This is a genomic window from Microbacterium ulmi, assembly GCF_011759705.1.
Classification (GTDB): domain Bacteria; phylum Actinomycetota; class Actinomycetes; order Actinomycetales; family Microbacteriaceae; genus Microbacterium; species Microbacterium ulmi.
In genome coordinates this window covers 274,802-295,510 of the sequence record NZ_JAAOZF010000001.1, presented here as the reverse complement: position 1 = coordinate 295,510, position 20,709 = coordinate 274,802, and the positions used below count along the sequence as shown (strand labels likewise).

Annotated in this window: 16 protein-coding genes and 1 tRNA gene; 7 read left to right on the top strand and 10 right to left on the bottom strand. The window is 71.7% G+C overall.

Annotated features, from left to right (window positions below):
* Positions 1-50: 50 nt before the first annotated feature.
* Positions 51-614 carry a cysteine hydrolase family protein gene (locus FHS08_RS01385; RefSeq protein WP_167034786.1) on the top strand — a complete coding sequence of 188 codons (564 nt, stop codon included), beginning with the start codon at positions 51-53 and terminating at the stop codon, positions 612-614.
* A gap of 141 nt (positions 615-755) precedes the next feature.
* Complete coding sequence (locus FHS08_RS01380; protein WP_243847189.1) at positions 756-1,559, top strand: hypothetical protein; 804 nt, start codon at positions 756-758, stop codon at positions 1,557-1,559.
* A 207-nt stretch (positions 1,560-1,766) separates the two neighbouring features.
* Here FHS08_RS01380 and FHS08_RS01375 read toward each other — a convergent pair whose 3' ends face one another.
* The 7 genes from FHS08_RS01375 to FHS08_RS01345 are packed head-to-tail and all read right to left on the bottom strand — an operon-like array spanning position 1,767 to position 9,298.
* On the bottom strand, positions 1,767-2,789 hold the full coding sequence (locus FHS08_RS01375) for an NAD(P)-dependent oxidoreductase (RefSeq protein WP_167034784.1): 1,023 nt from the start codon (positions 2,787-2,789) through the stop codon (positions 1,767-1,769).
* 8 nt (positions 2,790-2,797) lie between these two features.
* A complete protein-coding gene (locus FHS08_RS01370) occupies positions 2,798-3,559 on the bottom strand; it encodes an aspartate/glutamate racemase family protein (RefSeq protein WP_167034782.1) in 762 nt (253 codons plus the stop codon).
* Positions 3,556-4,443, bottom strand: a complete 888-nt coding sequence (locus FHS08_RS01365; protein ID WP_167034780.1) for an arginase family protein — start codon at positions 4,441-4,443, stop codon at positions 3,556-3,558. The genes FHS08_RS01370 and FHS08_RS01365 overlap by 4 nt, the downstream gene beginning before the upstream one ends.
* The gene (locus tag FHS08_RS17195; RefSeq protein WP_167034778.1) at positions 4,440-6,050 is read right to left on the bottom strand and encodes an ATP-binding cassette domain-containing protein; all 1,611 of its coding nucleotides are present in this window, start codon (positions 6,048-6,050) and stop codon (positions 4,440-4,442) included. The genes FHS08_RS01365 and FHS08_RS17195 overlap by 4 nt, the downstream gene beginning before the upstream one ends.
* Positions 6,047-7,039, bottom strand: a complete 993-nt coding sequence (locus tag FHS08_RS01355; RefSeq protein ID WP_167034776.1) for a branched-chain amino acid ABC transporter permease — start codon at positions 7,037-7,039, stop codon at positions 6,047-6,049. The genes FHS08_RS17195 and FHS08_RS01355 overlap by 4 nt, the downstream gene beginning before the upstream one ends.
* Positions 7,040-7,047: 8 nt before the next feature.
* Positions 7,048-8,049, bottom strand: coding sequence for a branched-chain amino acid ABC transporter permease (locus FHS08_RS01350; protein ID WP_167034774.1), 1,002 nt, complete (start codon positions 8,047-8,049; stop codon positions 7,048-7,050).
* Positions 8,050-8,056: 7 nt separating this feature from the next.
* A complete protein-coding gene (locus FHS08_RS01345) occupies positions 8,057-9,298 on the bottom strand; it encodes an ABC transporter substrate-binding protein (protein WP_167034772.1) in 1,242 nt (413 codons plus the stop codon).
* Positions 9,299-9,458: 160 nt separating this feature from the next.
* On the opposite strand from FHS08_RS01345, the gene FHS08_RS01340 reads away from it, so the two are divergent.
* The 3 genes from FHS08_RS01340 (at position 9,459) to FHS08_RS01330 (ending at position 16,573) form a co-directional block, all read left to right on the top strand.
* A complete protein-coding gene (locus FHS08_RS01340) occupies positions 9,459-11,000 on the top strand; it encodes a PucR family transcriptional regulator ligand-binding domain-containing protein (protein WP_167034770.1) in 1,542 nt (513 codons plus the stop codon).
* A 389-nt stretch (positions 11,001-11,389) separates the two neighbouring features.
* Positions 11,390-12,985: a Y-family DNA polymerase gene (locus FHS08_RS01335; protein ID WP_167034768.1), complete on the top strand. Its 1,596-nt coding sequence runs from the start codon at positions 11,390-11,392 to the stop codon at positions 12,983-12,985.
* Between the two features lie 51 nt (positions 12,986-13,036).
* A complete protein-coding gene (locus FHS08_RS01330) occupies positions 13,037-16,573 on the top strand; it encodes an error-prone DNA polymerase (RefSeq protein WP_167034766.1) in 3,537 nt (1,178 codons plus the stop codon).
* A gap of 2 nt (positions 16,574-16,575) precedes the next feature.
* Here FHS08_RS01330 and FHS08_RS01325 read toward each other — a convergent pair whose 3' ends face one another.
* Together FHS08_RS01325 and FHS08_RS01320 are read right to left on the bottom strand one after the other, a co-directional pair.
* On the bottom strand, positions 16,576-16,758 hold the full coding sequence (locus FHS08_RS01325; protein WP_167034764.1) for a hypothetical protein: 183 nt from the start codon (positions 16,756-16,758) through the stop codon (positions 16,576-16,578).
* A gap of 376 nt (positions 16,759-17,134) precedes the next feature.
* Entirely contained in the window at positions 17,135-17,587 is a 453-nt protein-coding gene (locus FHS08_RS01320) for a MarR family transcriptional regulator (protein ID WP_208382181.1), read from the bottom strand.
* 74 nt (positions 17,588-17,661) lie between these two features.
* Between FHS08_RS01320 and FHS08_RS01315 the strand changes: the two genes are divergently transcribed.
* Positions 17,662-18,627, top strand: a complete 966-nt coding sequence (locus FHS08_RS01315) for a quinone oxidoreductase family protein (RefSeq protein WP_167034762.1) — start codon at positions 17,662-17,664, stop codon at positions 18,625-18,627.
* Positions 18,628-18,636: 9 nt separating this feature from the next.
* Here the strand turns inward: FHS08_RS01315 and FHS08_RS01310 are convergent, their stop codons facing one another.
* Positions 18,637-20,451, bottom strand: coding sequence for an SLC13 family permease (locus FHS08_RS01310; RefSeq protein WP_167034761.1), 1,815 nt, complete (start codon positions 20,449-20,451; stop codon positions 18,637-18,639).
* Between the two features lie 77 nt (positions 20,452-20,528).
* Here FHS08_RS01310 and FHS08_RS01305 point away from each other — a divergent pair.
* A tRNA-Arg gene (locus FHS08_RS01305) sits at positions 20,529-20,600 on the top strand.
* Positions 20,601-20,709: the final 109 nt, after the last annotated feature.

Below are 20,709 nucleotides of genomic sequence, written 5' to 3'. Positions count from 1 at the left end.
CTGCCATCCGCGGCACTCCGGCTCGACCGGGCTCGTGATGGGATGGGGGCATGCCCCGAGCCCTCATCGTGATCGACATGCAGCGCGGCTTCGACGACCTCGAGCACTGGGGTCCGACCGCGAATCCCGACTGCGAGGCGAACGTCGGTGCGCTCGTCTCCTCGTGGGAGCGTGCGGGTGAGCCCATCGTCGTCGTGCGGCACGACTCGCCGTCGCCGTCGTCTCCGCTGCACGCGGGGGCCCCGGGCAATGCGCTCGTCGAGGTCGTCGCGGCCGTCGAGCCCGCGCTGTTCGTGACGAAGAGCGTCAACTCCGCGTTCTACGGCGACCCCGACCTGCACGCGTGGCTGCAGCGCGAGGGCGTCTCGGAGCTCGTCGTGTGCGGCATCCAGACCAACATGTGCGTCGAGACGACGGCGCGCATGGCGGGGAATCTCGGCTACGACGTGACGGTCGTCCTCGATGCGACGCGCACGTTCGACCTGTCGACGGATGTCGCGGGCCTCGGCACTGTCGCGCGCACCGCCGCCGAGCTCATGGCCGCGACGGCGCTCGTGCTGCAGGCAGGCGGCTTCGCGCGCATCGCGACGACTCGGCAGGTCGCACGGGCCTGATCTCGCCCGTCGATCTCCTCTGCGGAATGCCCGGGGAGAATCGACACGATTCATCCTCGGCCCATCCCCCGATGTCGGCAGCAGGCGGTAGCGTCCCCCTCATCTGATCGAACGTTAGAACATCTGTTCTATCATTCAAGGATGAGGGCGATCGTGCGCACCGAGACGCTCCGGCAGGAGCAGGATCCCGACGTGCTGCGTCTGCGCGCCCAGCTCGAACGCGTGCAGGGGCGCAGGCTCGACGCGCCCGTGCTCCCCGTGCACCCCGCGCTCGCGGCGCTGCTCCCCGGCGGCGGGCTTCGGCAGGGGGCCGCGTATTCGCTCGCACCCTCCGCATCCCTGCTGCTCGCGCTGCTCGCCGGCCCGTCGCAGGCGGGGTCGTGGTGCGGCGCGATCGGGATGCCCGAGCTCGGCGCCGAGGCCGCCGAGCGGCTGGGGGTCGATCTGTCGCGGCTCGTCCTCGTCCCCGATCCCGGTGCGCGGTGGCTCGCCGTCACGTCGACGGTCTCAGAGGTGCTGCCGGTCGTCGCGGTGCGTCCCGGCTCGCGCGCAGGGGCCGCCGAGGTGTCGCGGCTCGCGGCGCGGCTGCGCGACCGCGGCGCCGTGCTGCTCGTGCAGGGGCCGTGGCCGCAGGCCGAGGCCGTCCTCGGGCTCGGCGATCCCGAGTGGTCGGGGCTCGGCCGCGGTCACGGCTACCTCGCAGGGCGGGCGCTCACCGTGACGGTGTCGAGCAGGCGCTGGCCCGTGCCGCGCAGCGGGCGGATGCTGCTGCCCGGCGCCGGAGGCGAGATCGAGGCGCTGCCCGCCGAGACCCGGCCTGCTCCACGGCCGGTGCCGGTCGGCGAGCGCGCTCCTGCGAGCTCGGGATCCGCGCTCCCGCGAGACGAGACGGGTGCCGCCCGCGAGCTCTTCGAGCCCGAGCGCATGCTGGAGGCCGCGGGCTGACGTGCTGTCCGGCATCCCGTCCGCGGCCTCGCGGCCCCTGGCCCCTTGTCTACTGGGCTCGTGGCCTGCTGCCTTCCTGACCCTCTGACCTCCTGGCCTCCTGGCCTCCTGGGGCCCCTTGCCTCGTGGCCCGTGGCCCCGTGGCCCCGTGCTCGTGGTGCGGCTCGCCGACTCGTCCATCGCCGGCTCGTCCATCGACGCCGCGGCCTAATACTCCTCATCGAGGTCGACGGCCCCGCGCGGTGTCAGACCCGCGATCATGTCGGCGAGGTTCTCGAGGCCCCGATCGAGCATGCGATCCCGCGCGAAGTACACGTTCGAGGCCTGATCGCCCGAGACGATGACGTCGTCGCGCAGATGCACTCCCAGACGCGACGGCGACCCGAAGTGCTGGTCGGGAGGCATCGCGTCCTCGTAGTCCCACCACACGTCCGACGCGAACACGCCGACCCGGCCTTCGTCGAGGGCGTCGCGGACGGCCTCCTCCACGACGATGTCCCCGCGCGCGATGTTCACGACGACCGCTCCGGGACGCAGCGCGGCGAGCGCCTCCGCGTCGATGAGGCCACGGGTGCGGGCGGTGGACGGCACGGCGATCACGACGACGTCGGCCTGCGCGAGGGCGAGATGCAGCTCGTGCTCGCCGTACATCCTGTCGACGTGGGGATGCGGCACGGTTCCGTTGCGGCGCACTCCCACCACGTGCATGTCGAAGGCATGTGCGACGCGGGCGATCTGCGCTCCGATGCTTCCCACTCCGAGCACCGCGAGCGTCGATCCGGAGAGCGTGCCCCCGACGCCGCCGTCGCGCCAGTAGGGGACGTGCCGGCCGGCGACGTGCTCGCCGTGCTTCCACACGATGCGCTTGACCGCCGCCAGGACGAGTGCCCACGCGTGCTCGGCGATCGCAGCCTGGTGGGCGTCGGGGACGTTGGCGAGGGTGATGCCCCTGGCTCGGAACTCGTCGAACGGCAGGCGGTCGCAGCCCGCGTGCAGCCACGACACGTGCGCGAGCTTCGGCGCCGCTCGCACGACGTCGTGCGGCAGCACCCACGTGATCACGGCATCCGCGTCGCGCATCGCCTCGAGATAGGCGGCGCGGTCGGCGCCGTAGGGGAAGGCCACGGCGTCGTGGCCCGGAAGCGTCACGACCTCCGTGCCGACGGGCAGGGCCCGCCGCACCCGATCGAGCTCCATCGGGCTGGCATGCCAGCCGGCGACGACTTTCATCTCTCTCCTCAGACGTGCCCGATGTACGGCGTGCGGGCGGTGGCGGTCAGCAGCAGCTCCGCGAGTGTGCCGAAGTCGAACACGGGCAGGCGGGGGAACTCCGACTGCACGGCCGACGAGTAGGCGGGCAGCGCGGCGCACTCGAACAGCAGGGCCGAGACGTCGGGTTCGCGTCGGGTGAGCATCGCCACGGCGTCGACGACCTCCCGGCGGATCCCGTCGGCGTCCAGCTCGTCGCCGAGCTCGAACATCGTCTGACGGAAGGACGGGGCCGACTCGAGGCCGTGCACCGCGACACGTGCGCCGAGGCCGGGAAGGAACCGCTCCACGAACGCCGCATCGAGGACTCTCGCGTCCGCCGTGACGATGCCGATCCTGCCGCCGGCGGGCAGGAGCGCAGCGAGCATCGGAAGCTGGACGAGGCTCGACAGTCCCACCGGAACGGGCGCGACGGCGGCGGCCACGGCATCCTGGTACCGGATCATGAACCCGCAGTTGCTCGTGATCGCCCGCACGCCGCCTGCCGCGAGCTCGAGCGCGGCGTCGACGACGGCCGCCTCGAATGCGCCCGCGTCGTCCTCCAGGATCGCCGAGACCGAGAGCCCCGGCACGGCGCGGAAGGCGGCCGGCCTCGAGTAGGTCGCCGCGTTCCCCATGTCGCCCGGCACGAACGGCGAGTCGAAGTCGAGCATGACGACGCCGATCTCGGCGCCGTAGGCCACGGCTCCCGGCCTGCGCCGGTGGATCCCCTCGTCCCCGCGGACCGTCATGCCGCGACGGCGCCGAAGACGGCGAAGTAGTAGCAGAGATACGCGGCGAGATTGGAGGTGAGGTCGTTGTGGTCGGTCATCGGGTTCACCTCCGTGACGGCGAACGCGTCGCAGTGCGGGGCGAGGACCTTGACGAGCTCGATCGCATCGCGCGACGTGATGCCGCCCGGCTCGTGGGCCCCCGCCCCCGGCGCGTGCGCGGGATCGATCGTGTCGATGTCGAAGCTGAAGAAGACGTGGTCGGCTCCCCGGATGCGGTCGAGCACCCGATCGGCTGCCGGACGCCAGCCGGCTTCGATGACCTCGACGGCGGGGATCTGCGGGAGGCCCGACTCCTGGATGAACCGCAGCGACGACGGGTAGTTGAAGTGACGCGGGCCGAGCTGGATGCTGTGTTCGACGCGCACGCGGTCGAGCTCGAGGGCACGACGCATGCCGCTGGAATGGCTGAACCGGCCCTGCCTGACGCTCTCGTCCATGAGATCGAGGTGGGCGTCGAAGTGGACGATCGCGACGGTGCCCTCCACGGCGTCGTGCAGCCCGCGCGCGCCGGCGAGCAGGAGCGAGTCGTCGCCGCCGAGCAGGATCGGCACGCTGCCGCGGCGCACCACGTCGCTCACCCCTTGCGCTGCGGCGTCGAGCGTCGCCAGGACGTCGTGAGGGACGACCGCCACGTCGCCGGCATCCCGGATCAGATCCGGTCCGGCCGGAAGCAGTCCGCCCGTGTCGAGGCTGAACACCTGGCCGCCCTCGGAGCGCATCGTCATCCACGCGAGCGACTCGCGGATGCGCGCCGGCGCGTGCCGCGAGCCGGGCCATCCGAGCGTGGCGGCGCCGTCGAACGGCGCGCCGACGAGCTCGAACGTGCGGATGGGGTCGGTCATCGGGTCTCCTCGTGGGTCGGGTCTTGTGGAACGCCGGGGTCGGTCTCGAGCCGGGTGCGCAGCGCGCCGAGGTACAGCTCGATCACGCGGTCGTCGTGCAGCAGGTCGTGACCGGTGCCCGTCAGCGCGACCCGGCCCTGCTCGAGCACGTAGCCGCGATGGCTGATCGCGAGGCAGTCGCGCGCGTTCTGCTCGACGATGAGGACGGCGACACCCGATCGTGCGGTGTCCGCGATCGTCTCGAACGCGCTCGTCTGTGCCATCGGCGAGAGCCCGGCGGACGGCTCGTCGAGCAGCAGCAGTCGCGGCTGCGGCATGAGCGCGCGGGCCATGGCGACGGCCTGACGCTGTCCTCCCGAGAGCGACCCGGCGCGCGCGCCGAGCCGGTCGCGGAGACCGGGGAAGATCGCGAGCACGCGGTCGATCGCCTCCCGGTCGTGTCGGCGGCCGTACTCGCCCATCCGGAGGTTCTCGGCGACCGTCAGCGAGGGGAAGACGTTGCGCGACTGCGGGACGTATCCGATGCCGTCGCGGACCCGTCGATGCACGCTCGTCCGCGACATGTCCGAGCCGTCGACCGACACGGTGCCGGTGCTGACGGGGACGATGCCGGCGACGGCCTTCAGCAGTGTCGACTTGCCCGCGCCATTCGCGCCGATGATCGCGGCGATCTCGCCCCGTCGCACCTGCGCGTCGATGTCCGAGACGATGGGCCGTCCAGGGTGATACCCCGCAGTGAGGCCGCGGACGTCCAGCACGACATCGTCGTCGCGCGTGGTCGTCCGCGGCCGAGCGGCGGAGACGGGCTTGTTCGCTCCCAGATACGCGTCGACGACGGCGGGGTCGCCCGCCACCTCGGCCGGAGTGCCCTCAGAGATGCGCCGCCCCGTCGCGAGGCACACGACGTGGTCGCTGAGCGTCATGACCGCATCCATGTCGTGCTCGACGAACAGCAGGGTGAGGCCCTCGTCGCGCAGCGACACGAGGTGCTCCATGACCTTCTCGCGGAGCGCGGGGTTGACACCCGCGAGGGGCTCGTCCAGCAGCAGTGCGCGCGGCTTCGCCATGAGGGCACGAGCGACCTCGAGGAGGCGCCGCTGGCCGCCGCTCAGGCCGGCCGCGTCCTCCGACGCCTTCTCGGCGAGCCGGAACCGCTCCAGCAGCGCCATGGCGCGCTCGGCCTCCGCACGCTCCCCGCGACGCCACCCGGGATGCCACGCAGCACGCAGGAGGCTCTCGCCGGACTGCGCCGGCGCGGCCAGCATCATATTCTGAAGGACCGACTCACCCTCGACGATCCGGGTCGCCTGGAAGGTGCGCACGAGCCCGAGCCGCGCGATCGAGTGCGCGCGGCGGCCCGACAGCGGCTGGCCTTCGAACGACCACGTTCCGGCATCCGCCGCCTCGAAGCCCGTGATGATGTCGAACAGCGTCGACTTGCCCGCTCCGTTGGGGCCGATGAGCGCCGTGAGCTTGCCGCGCGGCACGCGGATCTCGTCGACGTCGACCGCCGTGACGCCGCCGAACGCGCGTCGGACCCCCTGGATGCGCAGCGCGGTCTCCTCGAGAGGGATCGACGAGGCGGCAGCGATGGACGAGGCGCTCATGCAGTCGCTCCAGACGGCCGGCGCGCCGCCCGCGCCAGCAGCCCCTGCGGACGGAACACGATCACGAGCACCAGGCCGACCCCCACGAGGATGTACCGGGCGGCGCCCGCCTGATCCTGCCCGAACCACCCGCCGGCGGCGGTCGAGGCATCCGCAAGGGCACGAAGGATGCCGTCGGTGACCGACAGCAGCACCCAGAAGAGGATCGCGCCCGCGATCGGAGCCAGGATGCGGCCCGCGCCGCCGAGGATGACGATCGCGTAGAGCATGAAGGTCAGCGGCGTGCCGAAGTTGTCGGGATTGGCGTTCTGCTGATCGGTCACGAGCACGCTCCCGGCCAGCGCGGCGCAGACGCCGCCGACCACCATCACCTGGACCTTGATCGCGAACGTGTTCTTGCCGAGGGCCCGCGCGAGATCCTCGTCCTGGCGGATCGCGACGACGGTGCGTCCCCAGGGGCTGCGGACGATCGCTCCGATCACGACGGCGACGATCGCGACGAGGGCCCAGGCGACGACGATCAGCCACAGCGTCCGCCCCGGGACGATCACGGGACCGATCGCGAAGCTGCGGGTGCCGAACGGGCTCAGCGCGTAGAACTCGTTCGCGAACCGCTGGAGGCCGTTCACGCCGCCCGTCACGGGCCGCGCCCAGCTGGAGCGGAGGATCAGACGCAGGATCTCGGCCGTCGCGATCGTCGTCATCGCCAGGTAGTCCGCTCGGAGCCGGACGGTCGGCAGCGCGACCAGGAGCGAGAAGACCGCCGCGGTCGCCGCTCCCACGACGATGCCCGCCCAGAACGGCCCGCCGCTGACGACGACGATCGCGAGCCCGTAGGCGCCCGCCGCCATCGTCCCGGCGAAGCCGAGGTTGACCAGTCCCGCGTACCCGAACTGGAGGTTGAGGCCGATCGCCGCGAGCGCGTACGCGGCGGCGGTCGGGCTGATGGCGGCGCGCAGGGCGTCTGTGAACAGTGCTGTCGGATCCATGGCTCCGGTCATCCGATCCGCTGACGACGCCCGAACAGCCCCGACGGGCGGATGAGCAGGATGAGGATGAGAAGCACGAGCGCCGTGACGTACTTGAGCTCGGCGGGAAGGACCAGCACGCTCAGCTGCGTCACGACCCCGACGATGACGCCTCCGACGGCGGCTCCCGCGACGCTGCCGAGGCCGCCGAGCGTGACTCCGGCGATCACCAGCAGGAGCACCTGATTGCCCATCTGCCAGCTGACCTGCTCGAACAGGCCCATGAGCGCGCCGCCGAGCGTCGCGAGCGCGCCGCCGATCATCCACACGGCGGCCAGGACGCGGTCGACGGCGACGCCGGTGGCCGCTGCGAGCTCGCGATCGTCGGAGACCGCGCGGATGGCCTGTCCGAGCGGCGCGAACCGCAGGAAGAGGGCGAGCGCCGCCAGCACGAGGAGCACGACGGCCACCGCCGCGATCTGCTTCGGCTGGATCGAGACGCCGAAGACGTCCATGGGGGCCTGCACCGAGCCTTCCCGGTACGTGCGCGCGCCGCCGCCGATGGCGAACAGGAACGAGCTGCGCAGCGCCAGGCCCAGGCCGATCCCGACCACGAGCATGCCCGGGAGGCTGACGCCCCGGCGGCGCAGCGGACGCCACACGGCCTTCTCCCCGACATAGCCGGCAGCGATGCCGACCGGGATCACGAGCGCCATCGCGAGCACGAGCGGAACGCCCGCGGCGTTGAGCGCCCAGGTCGTCAGCGCGCCGAGGGTCGCGAGCTCGCCGTGAGCGAAGTTGAACACGCCCGTCGTCGCGAAGACGAGGGAGAGGCCGATCCCCACGAGCGCGAGGATCAGCCCGACGCGCACGCCGTCGGCGATCGCCTGGACGATCGCGACGGGACCGGCGGGCACGACGGCGACGAGCACCGCAGCCGAGAGCACGACGACGGCCGCGACGAGGAGAGCGCGGCGCCGGCCGGTGCTCCGGTTCGTCCGGCTGTCGAGGGTGTCGACTGCGGTGCTCATGACGGGCCTACTTCTCGATCGTCCGTCGGACGGTGTCGACCGTCGTGGTGGTGCCGTCGGCCTGCATGACGAGCACGTCGTAGAGGCCCGTCGTCGGCTCACCGTCCTCGTCGAACTTCAGCGGTCCGGCCGCGCCGACGTAGGCGATCGACGCGCCCTCGGCGAGCAGCTTCTTGCAGTCCGCGAACGTCGTGCACTCCTCGTCGCCGTTCGTGAGGCCCACGAGCGCGTCGGCGATGCCCCGCGGGTCGGTGCTGCCGGTCTGCTCGACGCCGAGCGCGATGAGGATGGCGCAGTCGTAGAAGTACGGAGTGAACGCCGTCGTGGTGAGCTCGGGAGACTTCTGCAGGAGGCGGGCCGTGAAGTCCGAGCCCTCGCCCGAGGACGCCTGCGTGAAGGTCATGCCCTCGAGCGCCGCGGGGTTCGACGGGTCCACCGTCTCGGCAAGCGACGCGATGGGAAGCGCGTCGGTGCCGTAGAGGTTCACCGACTCGGGACCCGCGCCTGCCTGGATCAGACCCTGCAGGATGGTGGCGCCCTCGTCGAAGCTCAGGAGCACGATCGAGTCGGCGCCGCTCGCGACGACCCTGCGCACTTCGGCGTCGAAGCTCGTCGCCGAGGGGTCGTAGTCGACCCGATCCGCCAGTGCGAGCCCGTTGTCGGGCAGGGCGTCGACGAGGGCGTCGGCCAGCCCCGTCGCGTACGAGTCGCTGCGCGCGATGACAGCCACATTCGCTCCGCCGTCCGCGGCGATGCGCTCGGCGAGCACGCCGCCCTGCAGGATGTCCGAGGGGACCGTGCGGAAGTAGAGGCCGTCGTCCGGGTAGCCCGTCAGCGCGGGCGACGTGTTCATGCCGGAGCACTGCACGACGCCGGCCCCCGTGATGCGGTCGATGACGCTGAGCGTGATGGACGAGCTTCCTGCGCCGATGACGGCGCTCACCCCGTCCGCCAGGATCCGATCGACGGCCTGCGCGGCCGCCGCCGTGTCGCCCGCCTCGTCGCCGCCGACGTATTCGATCTCGAGTCCGGCCGCGCCGCCCGCTGCGGAGACGTCTGCGGCTGCGAGCTCGAGCGCTGCGATCTGCGGTGCGCCCAGGCTCGAGATCGGACCGGTCTGGGGCAGGAGCCAGCCGATCTTGAGTGCATCGGCATCGGCCGTCGTGCCCGGGCCTTCGACGGCGCAGCCCGCGAGGGCGACGGTCGTGAGGGCGAGGGCCGCGGTCGCGAGAACAGCGCGGTTTCTCATGTGATCTCCGTGGGGTCGGGTGGAGCGGATCAGGATGCCGTGCCAGTCTCCCTGCCGCAAAGGCGGCACGCTATCGACGTCCTGTCGGTTCGCGCGCATCCAAACCACCATAATGATGAGGAACCGCCCTTGCGGACGGCGACCAGGCACGGGGAGAAACGTGGCGGTAACACTGCGTCAGCTGCTCGAGGAGACCGAGCTCGAGCTGAGATGCGTCGCGGGCGCCGCCGAGCTCGACCGCGAGATCCGCTGGGTGCACGTGAGCGAGGTCGCTGACCCCACGCCGTGGCTGCAGGGCGGCGAGTTCCTCATCACGACGGGACTCCAGCTGTCGACGCCGGCGTCGATGATGCAGTACATGGAGCGGCTGGCGGACCGGGGGATCTCCGGCGTCGGCTTCGGCACGGGAGGGACCGTCCACGCCCCCTACGGCGTCGTTCCCCCCGCGATCGTCGAGGCGGGCGAACAGCGCGGCATCCCCGTCATCGAGGTGCCGATCGACGTCCCGTTCGTCGCGGTGTCCCAGTTCGTGACCACCCGGCTCGCCTCGGAGCAGTTCGCGACCGTGCAGCGCGCGTACGACATCCAGCGGCAGCTCACCTCCGCCGCCCTCGAACCGCGCGGCCGGGCGGAGGTGCTGCGACTGCTCGCTGCGGCGACGGGCAGCCAGGTCGCGGTGCTGAGCATCCGGGGAACCGTGCTGGATGCCTCGCCCGGCGCCGCGGCCGAACGATATGACGCGCTGCGCGCCGATCTCGAGCGGGCGAGCACGCAGGGGGCCGTGGCGCAGATCATCGACGACGAGGGCGCGGTCACCGCCATCCATCCTCTGGGAACCCGGCGCCGCACCCGCCAGCTCCTCGTCGTCACGTCCACGCGGGCGCCGACTCCGCTCGAGCGCATGGTCGTCACGGGCGCCGTCACGCTCCTGTCGATCGACGCCGAGCGCCGACTCGGATTCTCGCCGGAGCGGCAGATGGCGTCGGACCGGCTGGGCGCACTGGCGCTGCGGCAGGGTGCGACGACGCGCGACCGCATCGACGCCCTCGCCGCCCTGGGGTTTCCCGCGCGGGCCTCCGTGACGGTGGCGAGCCTGCGGATACCCGGCGCGGTCGGCGCGGGGATCGCCGGCGGGGTCAACGACATCCTGTTCGATCGCGCCGTTCCGAGCGTGTTCGTGGCCCGCGCGACGCCCGAGGCCCCTTTCGTCCTCATCGCCGCTCTGTCTCCCGTCGAGCTGTCGGATGTCGTCGGGGAGGTCTTCCGCGAGCTGGCGCGTCGCGGCGGCCAGGCGGGAGTGAGCGCGTCTCACCGCATCGGCGAGCTCGTCGTCGCCGCTCAGGAGTCCGCCGCCGCGCTCCGCCATGCAGAGCACTCCCGCGTGCCCCTGCAGCGCTACGAGGAGATGCTCCTCCACAGCGTCGTCCTGGATGCGATCCCCGAGGACCGACGGGCCTCCGTCGCCGACGCCGTGCTCGCGCGACTCGACGAGGCGGCCGATCCGGCGCTGGCGGACGCCCTCGCGGCGTTCCTGCAGCACAACGGGCACATCACGCGCGCGTCCGCCGCACTGGGACTGCACCGCCAGACCCTCGTGAAGCGTCTCGACGCCGTCGAGCGGCTGCTGGGAGTCAGCCTCGACTCACCCGACGATCGCAGCGCGCTCTGGGTCGCGCTGAGCGCCCGCTCGATGCCGCGCTGACGCGGGTCGACGCGCGCGCGCCGACGGGACGCGCATCGAGATGGATGCCGGCGATCATGCACCGCACGGAGCCTCCCGCGAGCTCGGCACGGGCACGGGCACTGCGACGATCCGCGCGGTCCTCTCGATCGCGGCCGCCTGCGGGTCGGTGAGGGCGACGGGCGCACGTGCCGACATCGCCCGAGTGCGCGAGGTGCCGGTGCGATGTCCGAGGCGAGAGATATCTTCGATCTCATCCATTGGAAGTCTAGAACATACGTTCTATGATGTCACGATGAGGGCGATCATGCGGAACGAGACGCTCCCACGGGAGCAGGGCGACGAGCTCGCGTCGCTCGTGCGGCGCCTGCTCGACGAGCCGATTCCGCTCACGGAGGCGGTGGGCTGACGTGCGGTCCGGCATCCCCGTCCGCAGCCTCGTGCTGTGGTTTCCCGACTGGCCCGTCACGGCCCTCGCGCGCGAAGGGTTCGTCGACCCCGCCCAGCCGGTCGCCGTGCTCGAGCGCAACGAGGTCGTCGCATGCTCGGCCGCGGCCCGCGCCGAAGGCGTGCGGCGGGGCCTGCGCCGTCGCGACGCGCAGGCGCGATGTCCACGGCTCGCGGTCGTCGCCGCCGATCCCGTGCGCGATCACCGGGCGTTCGCCCCCGTCGTCGCGCTGATCGAGGAACGGGCTCCCGGCGTGCAGATCGTGCGGCCGGGGCTGTGCGCCCTGCGCGCGCGGGGTCCTGCCCGGTACTACGGCGGCGAGCAGGAGGCCGCCGCCGTGCTCCTCGCGGCCCTGAGCGAGCTGGGGCTCGACGGAGCGCGAGCGGGGATCGCCGACGGTCGCTTCACGGCCGAGCAGGCCGCGCGCGCGGGGACGGGTCCCCGCGATCCCGTGTGCCTCGTGCCGGCGGGGGGCGCGGCGGGCTTCCTCGCGCCGCTGCCGATCGCGACGCTCGCCGACGCCGCGCCTGCGACGGGGGCCGAGCTCGTGGGGCTGCTCGCACGTCTGGGCGTGCAGTCGCTCGGCGAGTTCGCCGCGATGGAGCCAGACCGCGTCCGCGAGCGGTTCGGAGAGAGCGGCATCCGTCTGCACTCCCTCGCATCGGGCCGAGATCCTCGGGCCGTCGATCCCCGGATCCCTCCACCCGAGCTGCATCGCGACGTCGTCTTCGAGCCGCCGCTCGAGCTCGCCGAGCAGGTCGCGTTCGGCGTGCGGCAGGCCGCCGACGCCTTCATCGCGGGCCTCGGCGCGATCGACCTCGTCTGCACCGAGCTGCGTGTCGAGCTCTCCGGCGATCGGGGAGAGCACAGCGAACGCGTGTGGCTGCATCCGGGATCGTTCGACGCGGCCGCCGTCGTCGACCGCGTGCGGTGGCAGCTCGCAGAAGAGGTGGGGCCGCCCGGAGACGGGGAGGACGGGAGGGCGCTGCTCCGCAGCGGCGTTGCTCGCGTGCGGATCGAGCCGGCGGCGGTGGATGCGGCATCCCACCACGCTCCTGCGATCTTCGGAGCCGGACCCGACGAGCGCGTGCACCATGCGCTCTCGCGCGTGCAGGCGATGCTGGGCCACAGGGGCGTGCTGACGCCCACGATCGGGGGCGGGCGATGGCTCGCCGAACGGCAGGTGCTCGTTCCGTGGGGCGACAGGGCCGTGACGACGAAGGAGCGCGCGAGGCCCTGGCCGGGGAGCCTTCCCGATCCGCTGCCCGCGACGGTGTTCGCAGGGCCGCATCCCGTCGAGGTGTGGGCGGCGCCTCCAGGCGGAGCCGTGACGCTCGACGACCGCGGTCGTGTGTCGGCCGTCCCCGCCGTCCTCGCTGAAGGGGGGCGCCGTCGTTCGATCGAGGCATGGGCGGGGCCCTGGCCGATTATCGAGCGGGGGTGGGATGCCGCGCGCGCGCGCCGCGCGCACCGGTTCCAGGTCGTCGACGCCGACGGGGTCGCGTGGCTCCTCGTGTGCGAAGGCGCCCGGTGGACGGCGGAGGCGCGCTATGACTGAGCGGCCTCGCGGGTCGGCGAGCCCGCCGAACCCTGACGACGGGAGCGGCTGATGGGCTTCCACAATCCTTCCGTGCCGTGGTCGGAGATGGAGGCGCTCCTCAGCGACAGGCGGCGCCCCGGCGGTGCCCCGGCGGGCGCAGACGGCGGAGACAGCCCCGCGTGGTCGCACAAGCGCGGACCTTACGTGCCGCCCGCGATCGAGCGCCCCGCCGACGCCGTGCCCTACGCCGAGCTGCATGCGCACTCGTCGTACTCGTTCCTCGATGGCGCGTCGTCTCCGGAAGAGCTCGCGGAGGAGGCCGAGCGACTGGGCCTGCACGCCCTCGCGATCAGCGACCACGACGGCTTCTACGGCATCGTCCGCTTCGCGGAGGCGGCGGAGGCGATGACGCTCAAGACCGTGTTCGGAGCCGAGCTGTCGCTGGGGCTCCCGAAGCCGCAGAACGGAGAGCCCGACCCCGTCGGGACGCACCTGCTCGTCCTCGCCCGCGGCGAGGAGGGGTATCACCGGCTCGCGGCGGCCATCACGCACGCGCAGCTCGCGGGGGCCGAGAAGGGGAGACCCCTGTACGACCTCGCGGAGCTCGCCGACCAGGCCGGCGGACCGGGCGATCCGCACTGGGCCGTGCTGACGGGGTGCCGCAAGGGGGCTGTGCGACAGGCGCTCGCCGACCGAGGACCGGACGGTGCGGGAGAGGAGCTCGACCGGCTCGTCGCGCTCTTCGGGAGGGATGCCGTGCACGTCGAGCTCTTCGACCACGGGAGCCCGCTCGACACGCGCGACAACGACGTGCTCGCAGCGCTCGCCGCCGATCGGCGGCTCCCTCTCCTCGCGACGAACAACGCGCACTACGCCGTCCCCGAGCGCGCTCAGCTCGCCGCGGCGATCGCGGCGGTGCGCGCGAACCGGAGCCTGGACGAGCTCGACGGCTGGCTCCCTTCGCACACCGGCGCGCACCTGCGGTCGGGCGCCGAGATGGCCGAGCGCTTCGCGCGGCATCCCGGTGCCGTCGCCTGCACGGTGGCCCTCGCCGACGAGCTCGCGTTCCCGCTGCGCAGGGCGAAGCCCGCCCTTCCGAAGCAGGAGGTGCCCGAGGGGCACACGCCGATGTCGTACCTGCGGCAGCTCGTGTGGGCGGCCGTCCCGCGCCGATACCCCGATCTGACCGATGCGCAGCGGGCACGCATCGAGCGGGAGCTCGACGTCATCGAGACGAAGGACTTCCCCGGGTACTTCCTCATCGTCCACGGCATCGTCCAGGAGGCGCGCGACCGCGGCATCCTGTGCCAGGGGCGGGGCTCCGCGGCCAACAGCGCCGTCTGCTATCTGCTCGACATCACGGCGGTCGACGCGATCGCGTACGACCTGCCGTTCGAGCGGTTCCTGTCGTCGCTGCGCGACGAAGAGCCCGACATCGACGTGGACTTCGACTCCGACCGGCGGGAGGAGATCATCCAGTGGGTGTACGGGAAGTACGGGCGCGAGCGCGCGGCGCAGGTCGCGAACGTCATCCAGTACCGGCCGAAGAACGCCGTGCGCGACATGGCGAAGGCGCTCGGCCATTCGCCGGGGCAGCAGGACGCCTGGTCGAAGCAGGTCGAGGGATGGGGGGCGAAGCTCGAGACGGGGGAGGGACACGACATCCCCGATCGGGTGCTGGAGTACGCGACCGAGCTGCTGAAGGCGCCACGGCACCTCGGCATCCACTCCGGGGGGATGGTGCTGACCGACCGGCCCGTCGGCGAGGTCGTGCCGATCGAGCACGCGCGCATGGAGGACCGCACGGTCATCCAGTGGGACAAGGACGACGCCGCCTGGATGGGCCTGGTCAAGTTCGACCTGCTGGGGCTCGGGATGCTGGCGGCCCTGCAGTACTGCTTCGACCTCGTCCGCGGGGCGACGGACGAGGACTGGGAGCTGTCGACGATCCCGAAGGAGGAGCAGGCCGTCTACGACATGCTGTGCCGCGCCGACTCGATCGGCGTGTTCCAGGTCGAGTCGCGTGCTCAGATGGGGCTCCTACCGAGACTTCAGCCGCGGCGGTTCTACGACCTCGTGATCGAGATCGCCCTCATCCGCCCGGGGCCCATCCAGGGCGGTGCGGTGCATCCGTTCGTGCGGCGCAAGCTCGGGCAGGAGCCCGTGACGTACCCACACGAGAAGCTCCGGCCCGTGCTCGAGCGGACGATGGGCATCCCCGTGTTCCAGGAGCAGCTCATGCAGATGGGCATGGCGGTGGGGGGCCTGTCGGGGGAGGATGCCGATCTCCTCCGCAGGGCGATGGGGTCGAAGCGCGGCGTCGAGCGCATCGAGTCGCTGAAGGAGAAGCTGTACGCGGGGATGGCCGAGAACGGGCTCGTCGGGGAGGACGCGGACGCGATCTACGCGAAGATCCAGGCGTTCGCGAACTTCGGGTTCGCGGAGTCGCACTCGCTGTCGTTCGCGCTCCTCGTCTACGCGTCGTCGTGGCTCAAGCTCCACTACCCCGGCGCGTTCCTCGCGGGGCTCCTGCGTGCGCAGCCGATGGGCTTCTACTCGCCCGCGACGCTCGTCTCCGACGCGCGCCGTCACGGCGTCGAGGTGCGTCGGCCCGATCTGCACGCGTCAGGGGTCGAGGCGCTGCTCGAGCCGCTCGCCGCGCCGCCGCCGTCACCACCCCTGCCGTCGTCTCGGGAACAGACGAGTCCGCGAGAGCAGGGCTCGTCGCCGGGGGAGCCTCCTGCCTCCGTGGTCTCTCCTGTTCTCGGATCGCCCCCAACCAGCGTGCTCACGCTGCCGCCGACCGGTCTCGGCTCCTGCCTCGACACGGTCCAGCCTCCCGTCGGCCCGTTCGACCGCGAGGCTCCCGACGAGTCAGCGGCGCATCGCCGCGACGGCGGCTTCGCCGTGCGGCTCGGTCTCGCTGCGGTCAAGGGCATCGGCGAGGCCGTCGCGAAGCGCATCGTCGCGTCCCGCGATGCCGAGGGCCCGTATCGCGATCTGCGCGATCTCGTGCGCCGCACCGACATCACGGCCGCGCAGGTCGAGGCGCTCGCGACGGCGGGGGCGTTCGAATGCCTCGGTCTGACGCGTCGTGAGGCGATCTGGCTGGCGGGATCGGCGGCGCAGGACCGTGCCGAGTACCTCCCCGATTCGCTCGTCGCCGTCCAGCCGCCGCTGTTCCCCGACCCCACGAGCTACGACCTGCTCGCGGCCGACCTGTGGGCGACGGGCGTCTCGACGGGCGATCATCCCATGACGCATTACCGTTCGGGGCTCGACGCCCGAGGAGTCCTCACCTCCGCCGAGCTGCGCACGCACGAGACCGGCCGCCGCATCGAGGTCGCAGGACTCGTGACGCACCGGCAGCGGCCGGCCACGGCATCCGGTGTCACGTTCCTCAACCTCGAAGACGAGCACGGCCTCGTCAACGTCATCTGCTCGGTCGGGGTGTGGAACCGCCATCGCCGCGTCGTGCGGGACTCGCCTGCCCTCATCGCGAGGGGGATGCTGGAGCGCTCGCCTGAAGGGGTGACCAACCTCCTCGCCGACGCCTTCGAAGACCTGCGGGTCGGCGTGCACCACCACTCGAGGGACTTCCGGTGAGGTCAGTCCTCGTCGTTCGCGCCCGCGGCGATCCGGTCGGCCTCGGCGCTGTCGATGAGGTCGTCATCGGCATCCGGATCGAGGACTCGCACGCCGTCGAGGTCCTGCGTGGCGATCTCGGCGGTGTCGACGGCGGGGTCGTCGCGGTCGGGCGGAAGCGGAGCGGTAACGGGGTAGTTCGACATCGTCGGCACCTTTCTCTCGGAAGGCCGAAGATACGGGCGCCGACGCGCTCCGCCCATGGGCTTGACGTCGTGGCCGGACGGGTCTACTCGCGTGGCCCCGGCCTCGGCGACACCGTGTCGACAGGCTGTCCGCGGGTCGGCAGGGTCGTTCGCTCAACCCAGCGGGGCATCGAATGAAGGCTGTCCTCTGCGACGATACGGCTCGGTGGAGATACGGCTCGGTGGAGATACGGCTCGGTGGAGATACGGCTCGGTGGACGAGCTGCGGGCCGGGGAGCTTCCCGTGCCGCAGCCCCGGCGCGGCGAGGTGCTCGTCGGGGGCATGGGCCGTCCGTCGATCCGTCTTCGTGGGACGTGCGGCGCGGCAGCCCCGCCGTCACTCGCGCGGGAAGAGCTCGACTCCGGATGCCGCGGCATCTGACACGAGGAGCTTCGAGACGAGGCGCGCCAGGACGTGCCGCTCGGCCGGGGGGAGGTGTGCGAGGAGGTTCCGCACGTCGTCGCCGAACTCGGCCTCGCCGCGGGCGGCGAGCTCGCGTCCCGCATCCGTGAGCCGCACGAGCACGGCGCGGCCGTCGTCGGGGGAGGGGAAGCGCTCGACGAGTCCGCGCGTCTCGGCGCGCTGGACGAGCCCGCTGATGCTCGACTTGTCGAGTCCGAGGCGCGCGCCGAGCTCGCTCATGAGGGGGATCCGATCGCGCAGGAGCCCCAACATCCGCAGCTGAACGATCGAGATGCCGTGCTCGTTCGCGCGGTGCTCGAGCATGCCGTGGACGCGGAACACGAGCTGTGCGAGCCCGTCGGCGGGGGAGAGATCGGCATCCGTCACTCCGCAAGCATAGTCGACAAAGTTCGCGGCACGTACTATATTAGTACGTGCCGCGGACTAATGGGAGATGTCGTATGAGCACTATGAACGCCGCCGTCGTCACGAGCTTCGACGAGCCGCCGCACTACCTCCCCGTCGAGAGGCCCGCTCCGCATGACGGCGAGATCGTCGTCGAGGTGCTCGCTGCGGGGCTGCACCCTCGCGTGCGCTCGGGCGCCCGCGGCGCGCACTACACGAGCACGGGACGGCTGCCGCTCATCCCCGGGATCGACGGCGTGGGCCGGCGTGCCGACGGCGCCCTCGTCTACTTCGCCGCCGACGACGATCAGCTCGGCACGATGGCCCAGTGGGCCGTCGTCGACCCGCGACGCGCGATCGAGCTGCCGCAGGGCGTCGACGTCACGCCGATCGCGGCGGCCATGAACCCCGCGATGTCGTCGTGGGTCGCGCTGCGTCGCCGTGTCGAGCTGGAGGCCGGTCACAGCGTCCTCGTGCTCGGCGCGACGGGCAATGCGGGCGGCATGGCCGTCGAGATCGCGAAGCTCCTCGGCGCAGGACGCGTCGTCGCGGCGGGACGCGATCGCGCGCGTCTCGGTGCGCTGACGGATCGCGGCGCGGACGAGATCGTGCAGCTCACGGGCGATCGGCGGGAGACGGATGCCGCGCTCGCCGCCGCGGCCGCGGAGGTCGACGTCGTCCTGGACTACCTGTGGGGCGAGCCCACCGAACGCGCGATCGTCGCGATCCTGACGGCGCGCGCAGACCGCGCCCGCGCGCTCGCCTGGGTGCAGATCGGATCGGTCGCAGGGGCGGCCGCGAGCATCCCGTCCGCTGCGCTGAGGTCTGCGAACCTGCGGTTCCTCGGAAGCGGGCAGGGCTCGGTGTCGCCCCGCGGCTACCTCGGCGAGCTCCCGCCGCTCGTCGACGCGATCGCAGCGGGACAGATCGCTGTGCGGACGCGCACCGCACCCCTCGCGGAGGTCGAGGCGGAGTGGGAGAGGGCGGATGCCCCCGGCATCCGGACCGTGCTCATCCCGTGACGGGCGCTGTCACAGGGGGAGGATGACGGGCACGAGCAGCACGCTCACGATGAGCACGATGATCGTGAACGGCGTTCCGACCTTGACGAAGTCGAAGAACGTGTAGCGCCCGGGCTCTACGACGAGCGTGTTGACGGGGGACGAGACCGGAGTCATGAAGGCGGAGGATGCCGCGAGCGCCACGATCATGGCGAACGGGTACGGCGACATCCCGAGCTCATGGGCGAGGCCGATCGCGATGGGCGCCATGAGCACCGCCGTCGCGGTGTTGGATACGAACAGCCCGATGATCGCCGTCAGCGCGAAGATGCCGGCGAGCAGCACGCGGGGTCCCGCGCCGCCGAGCGTCGTGAGCAGTCCGTTCACGATGAGGTCGACACCGCCCGTGCGCTGCAGCGCCAGCGCGAAGGGCATCATTCCCACGATGAGCAGGAGCGTCGGCCAGTGGATGGCCCGGTAGGCGCTCGGCATGTCGATGCAGCCGAAGATGCCCATGAGAAGCGCGGCGATGAGCGCGGCGACGACGTTCGGGACGACTCCCGTGACCATGAGGACGATCATGACGACGACGCTCAGGATCGCGAACGGCGCCTGGTTCGACGCGGGCGCGACCTCGTCGCCTTCGACGGGGAGGTCGAGCACGAGATAGTCGCGCGACTCGCCCTGCAGCCGGGAGATCGCGCTCCACGGACCCGCCACGAGGAGGGTGTCGCCCGCGGCGAGACGCAGAGAGGAGAAGGATGCGCCGGCCGCACGTCCCACGTGGCGCACGCCGAGCACGATGAGGTCGTGCTCGTCGCGGAAGCGCAGCCCCCGCACGCTCTTGCCGATCGCCGACGAGTCGGGCGCGATGAGCACCTCGCCGAGCCCGACCTGGCGCGAGTAGGTCTCGAAGAACGCGTCGCCGCTCTCGATCTCCTCGAGGCCGAGGACGCCGCGATCCTCGGGGCGCACGTCGACGTCGGTGACGATGACGTCGCCTCGTTCGATGCGCGCATTGTCTGCGGTCGTGTGGACGGTTCGGCGGAAGAGGCGCGACCGCTCCAGGATGAGCGCGCCCCCGCGGCGGCCCGTTCCGAGGTCGAGCTCGGCGAGGGCGAGCCCCGCGAGCGACGAGCGAGGCTGCACCTTGTAGCGGTGGGTGCGGCCGTCGACGTTGTAGTCGGCGGTGAGGGTCTCGAACGTGCTGCGGCGGTCCGCGGCATCCGTCGTCCCCTTCCTGTCGAGGAAGCGCCGCGCGAAGAGCATGTAGCCGATGCCGAGGATCAGCACGACGAGGCCGAACGGCGTGAACGAGAAGAAGCCGAAGCCGTCAGAGCCGTCGCGGATGAGCTCGGCGTTGACGACGAGATTGGGAGCCGTCGCGATGAGGGTCAGCATGCCGCTGATGAGCCCCGCGAAGCTGAGCGGCATCATGAGCTGCCGCGCCGACATGCCGGTGCGCGCCGCGATGCTGAGGACCACGGGGATGAAGATCGCGACGACGCCGGTCGAGCTCATCACGGCGCCCAGGAGCGCGACCGACAGCATGAGCAGCACGATGAGCCGCGTCGCGCTGGCGCCGGCGGTGCGCGCGAGCCAGTCGCCGAGCCGATACGTGACACCCGTGCGCGAGAGCCCTTCGCCGACGACGAACAGCGCCGCGATGAGGATGACGTTGGGATCGGCGAACCCCGCGAGGGTCTCGTCGACGGTCAGGATGCCGGTCAGCGGGAGCGCGACGATCACGAGGATGCCGACGACGTCCATGCGCGGTCGCCCGATCGCGAACATCGCGATCGCGACGAGCAGCAGGATCAGCACGACCGCCAGCTCACCGTTCATCCGCTCCCCATCCGTCGCCTCCCGCGAGCCTAGCGAGAGCGGAGACCGCGACGCAGGCCGCTAGACTCGATCAGCCAGCCTCTGTAGCTCAATGGAAGAGCAGTTCCGTCCTAAGGAAACGGTTGGGGGTTCGAGTCCCTCCAGGGGCACAAGTGTTTCTTGGGCCTGACCAGGGATTCCTTCTGGGGTCAGACCATTGAGAATGCGTTTTTGGCCGCTTCTTGGCCGCATTTGAGAAAGCTGTGAGCCGAAACCGAG

Excerpts from the sequence above, each read along its gene's own strand:
- FHS08_RS01385 (WP_167034786.1), top strand. The coding sequence starts at position 51 with ATGCCCCGAGCCCTCATCGTGATCGACATGCAGCGCGGCTTCGACGAC.
- FHS08_RS01380 (WP_243847189.1), top strand. The coding sequence starts at position 756 with ATGAGGGCGATCGTGCGCACCGAGACGCTCCGGCAGGAGCAGGATCCC.
- FHS08_RS01375 (WP_167034784.1), bottom strand. The coding sequence starts at position 2,789 with ATGAAAGTCGTCGCCGGCTGGCATGCCAGCCCGATGGAGCTCGATCGG.
- FHS08_RS01370 (WP_167034782.1), bottom strand. The coding sequence starts at position 3,559 with ATGACGGTCCGCGGGGACGAGGGGATCCACCGGCGCAGGCCGGGAGCC.
- FHS08_RS01365 (WP_167034780.1), bottom strand. The coding sequence starts at position 4,443 with ATGACCGACCCCATCCGCACGTTCGAGCTCGTCGGCGCGCCGTTCGAC.
- FHS08_RS17195 (WP_167034778.1), bottom strand. The coding sequence starts at position 6,050 with ATGAGCGCCTCGTCCATCGCTGCCGCCTCGTCGATCCCTCTCGAGGAG.
- FHS08_RS01355 (WP_167034776.1), bottom strand. The coding sequence starts at position 7,039 with ATGGATCCGACAGCACTGTTCACAGACGCCCTGCGCGCCGCCATCAGC.
- FHS08_RS01350 (WP_167034774.1), bottom strand. The coding sequence starts at position 8,049 with ATGAGCACCGCAGTCGACACCCTCGACAGCCGGACGAACCGGAGCACC.
- FHS08_RS01345 (WP_167034772.1), bottom strand. The coding sequence starts at position 9,298 with ATGAGAAACCGCGCTGTTCTCGCGACCGCGGCCCTCGCCCTCACGACC.
- FHS08_RS01330 (WP_167034766.1), top strand. The coding sequence starts at position 13,037 with ATGGGCTTCCACAATCCTTCCGTGCCGTGGTCGGAGATGGAGGCGCTC.
- FHS08_RS01325 (WP_167034764.1), bottom strand. The coding sequence starts at position 16,758 with ATGTCGAACTACCCCGTTACCGCTCCGCTTCCGCCCGACCGCGACGAC.
- FHS08_RS01315 (WP_167034762.1), top strand. The coding sequence starts at position 17,662 with ATGAGCACTATGAACGCCGCCGTCGTCACGAGCTTCGACGAGCCGCCG.
- FHS08_RS01310 (WP_167034761.1), bottom strand. The coding sequence starts at position 20,451 with ATGAACGGTGAGCTGGCGGTCGTGCTGATCCTGCTGCTCGTCGCGATC.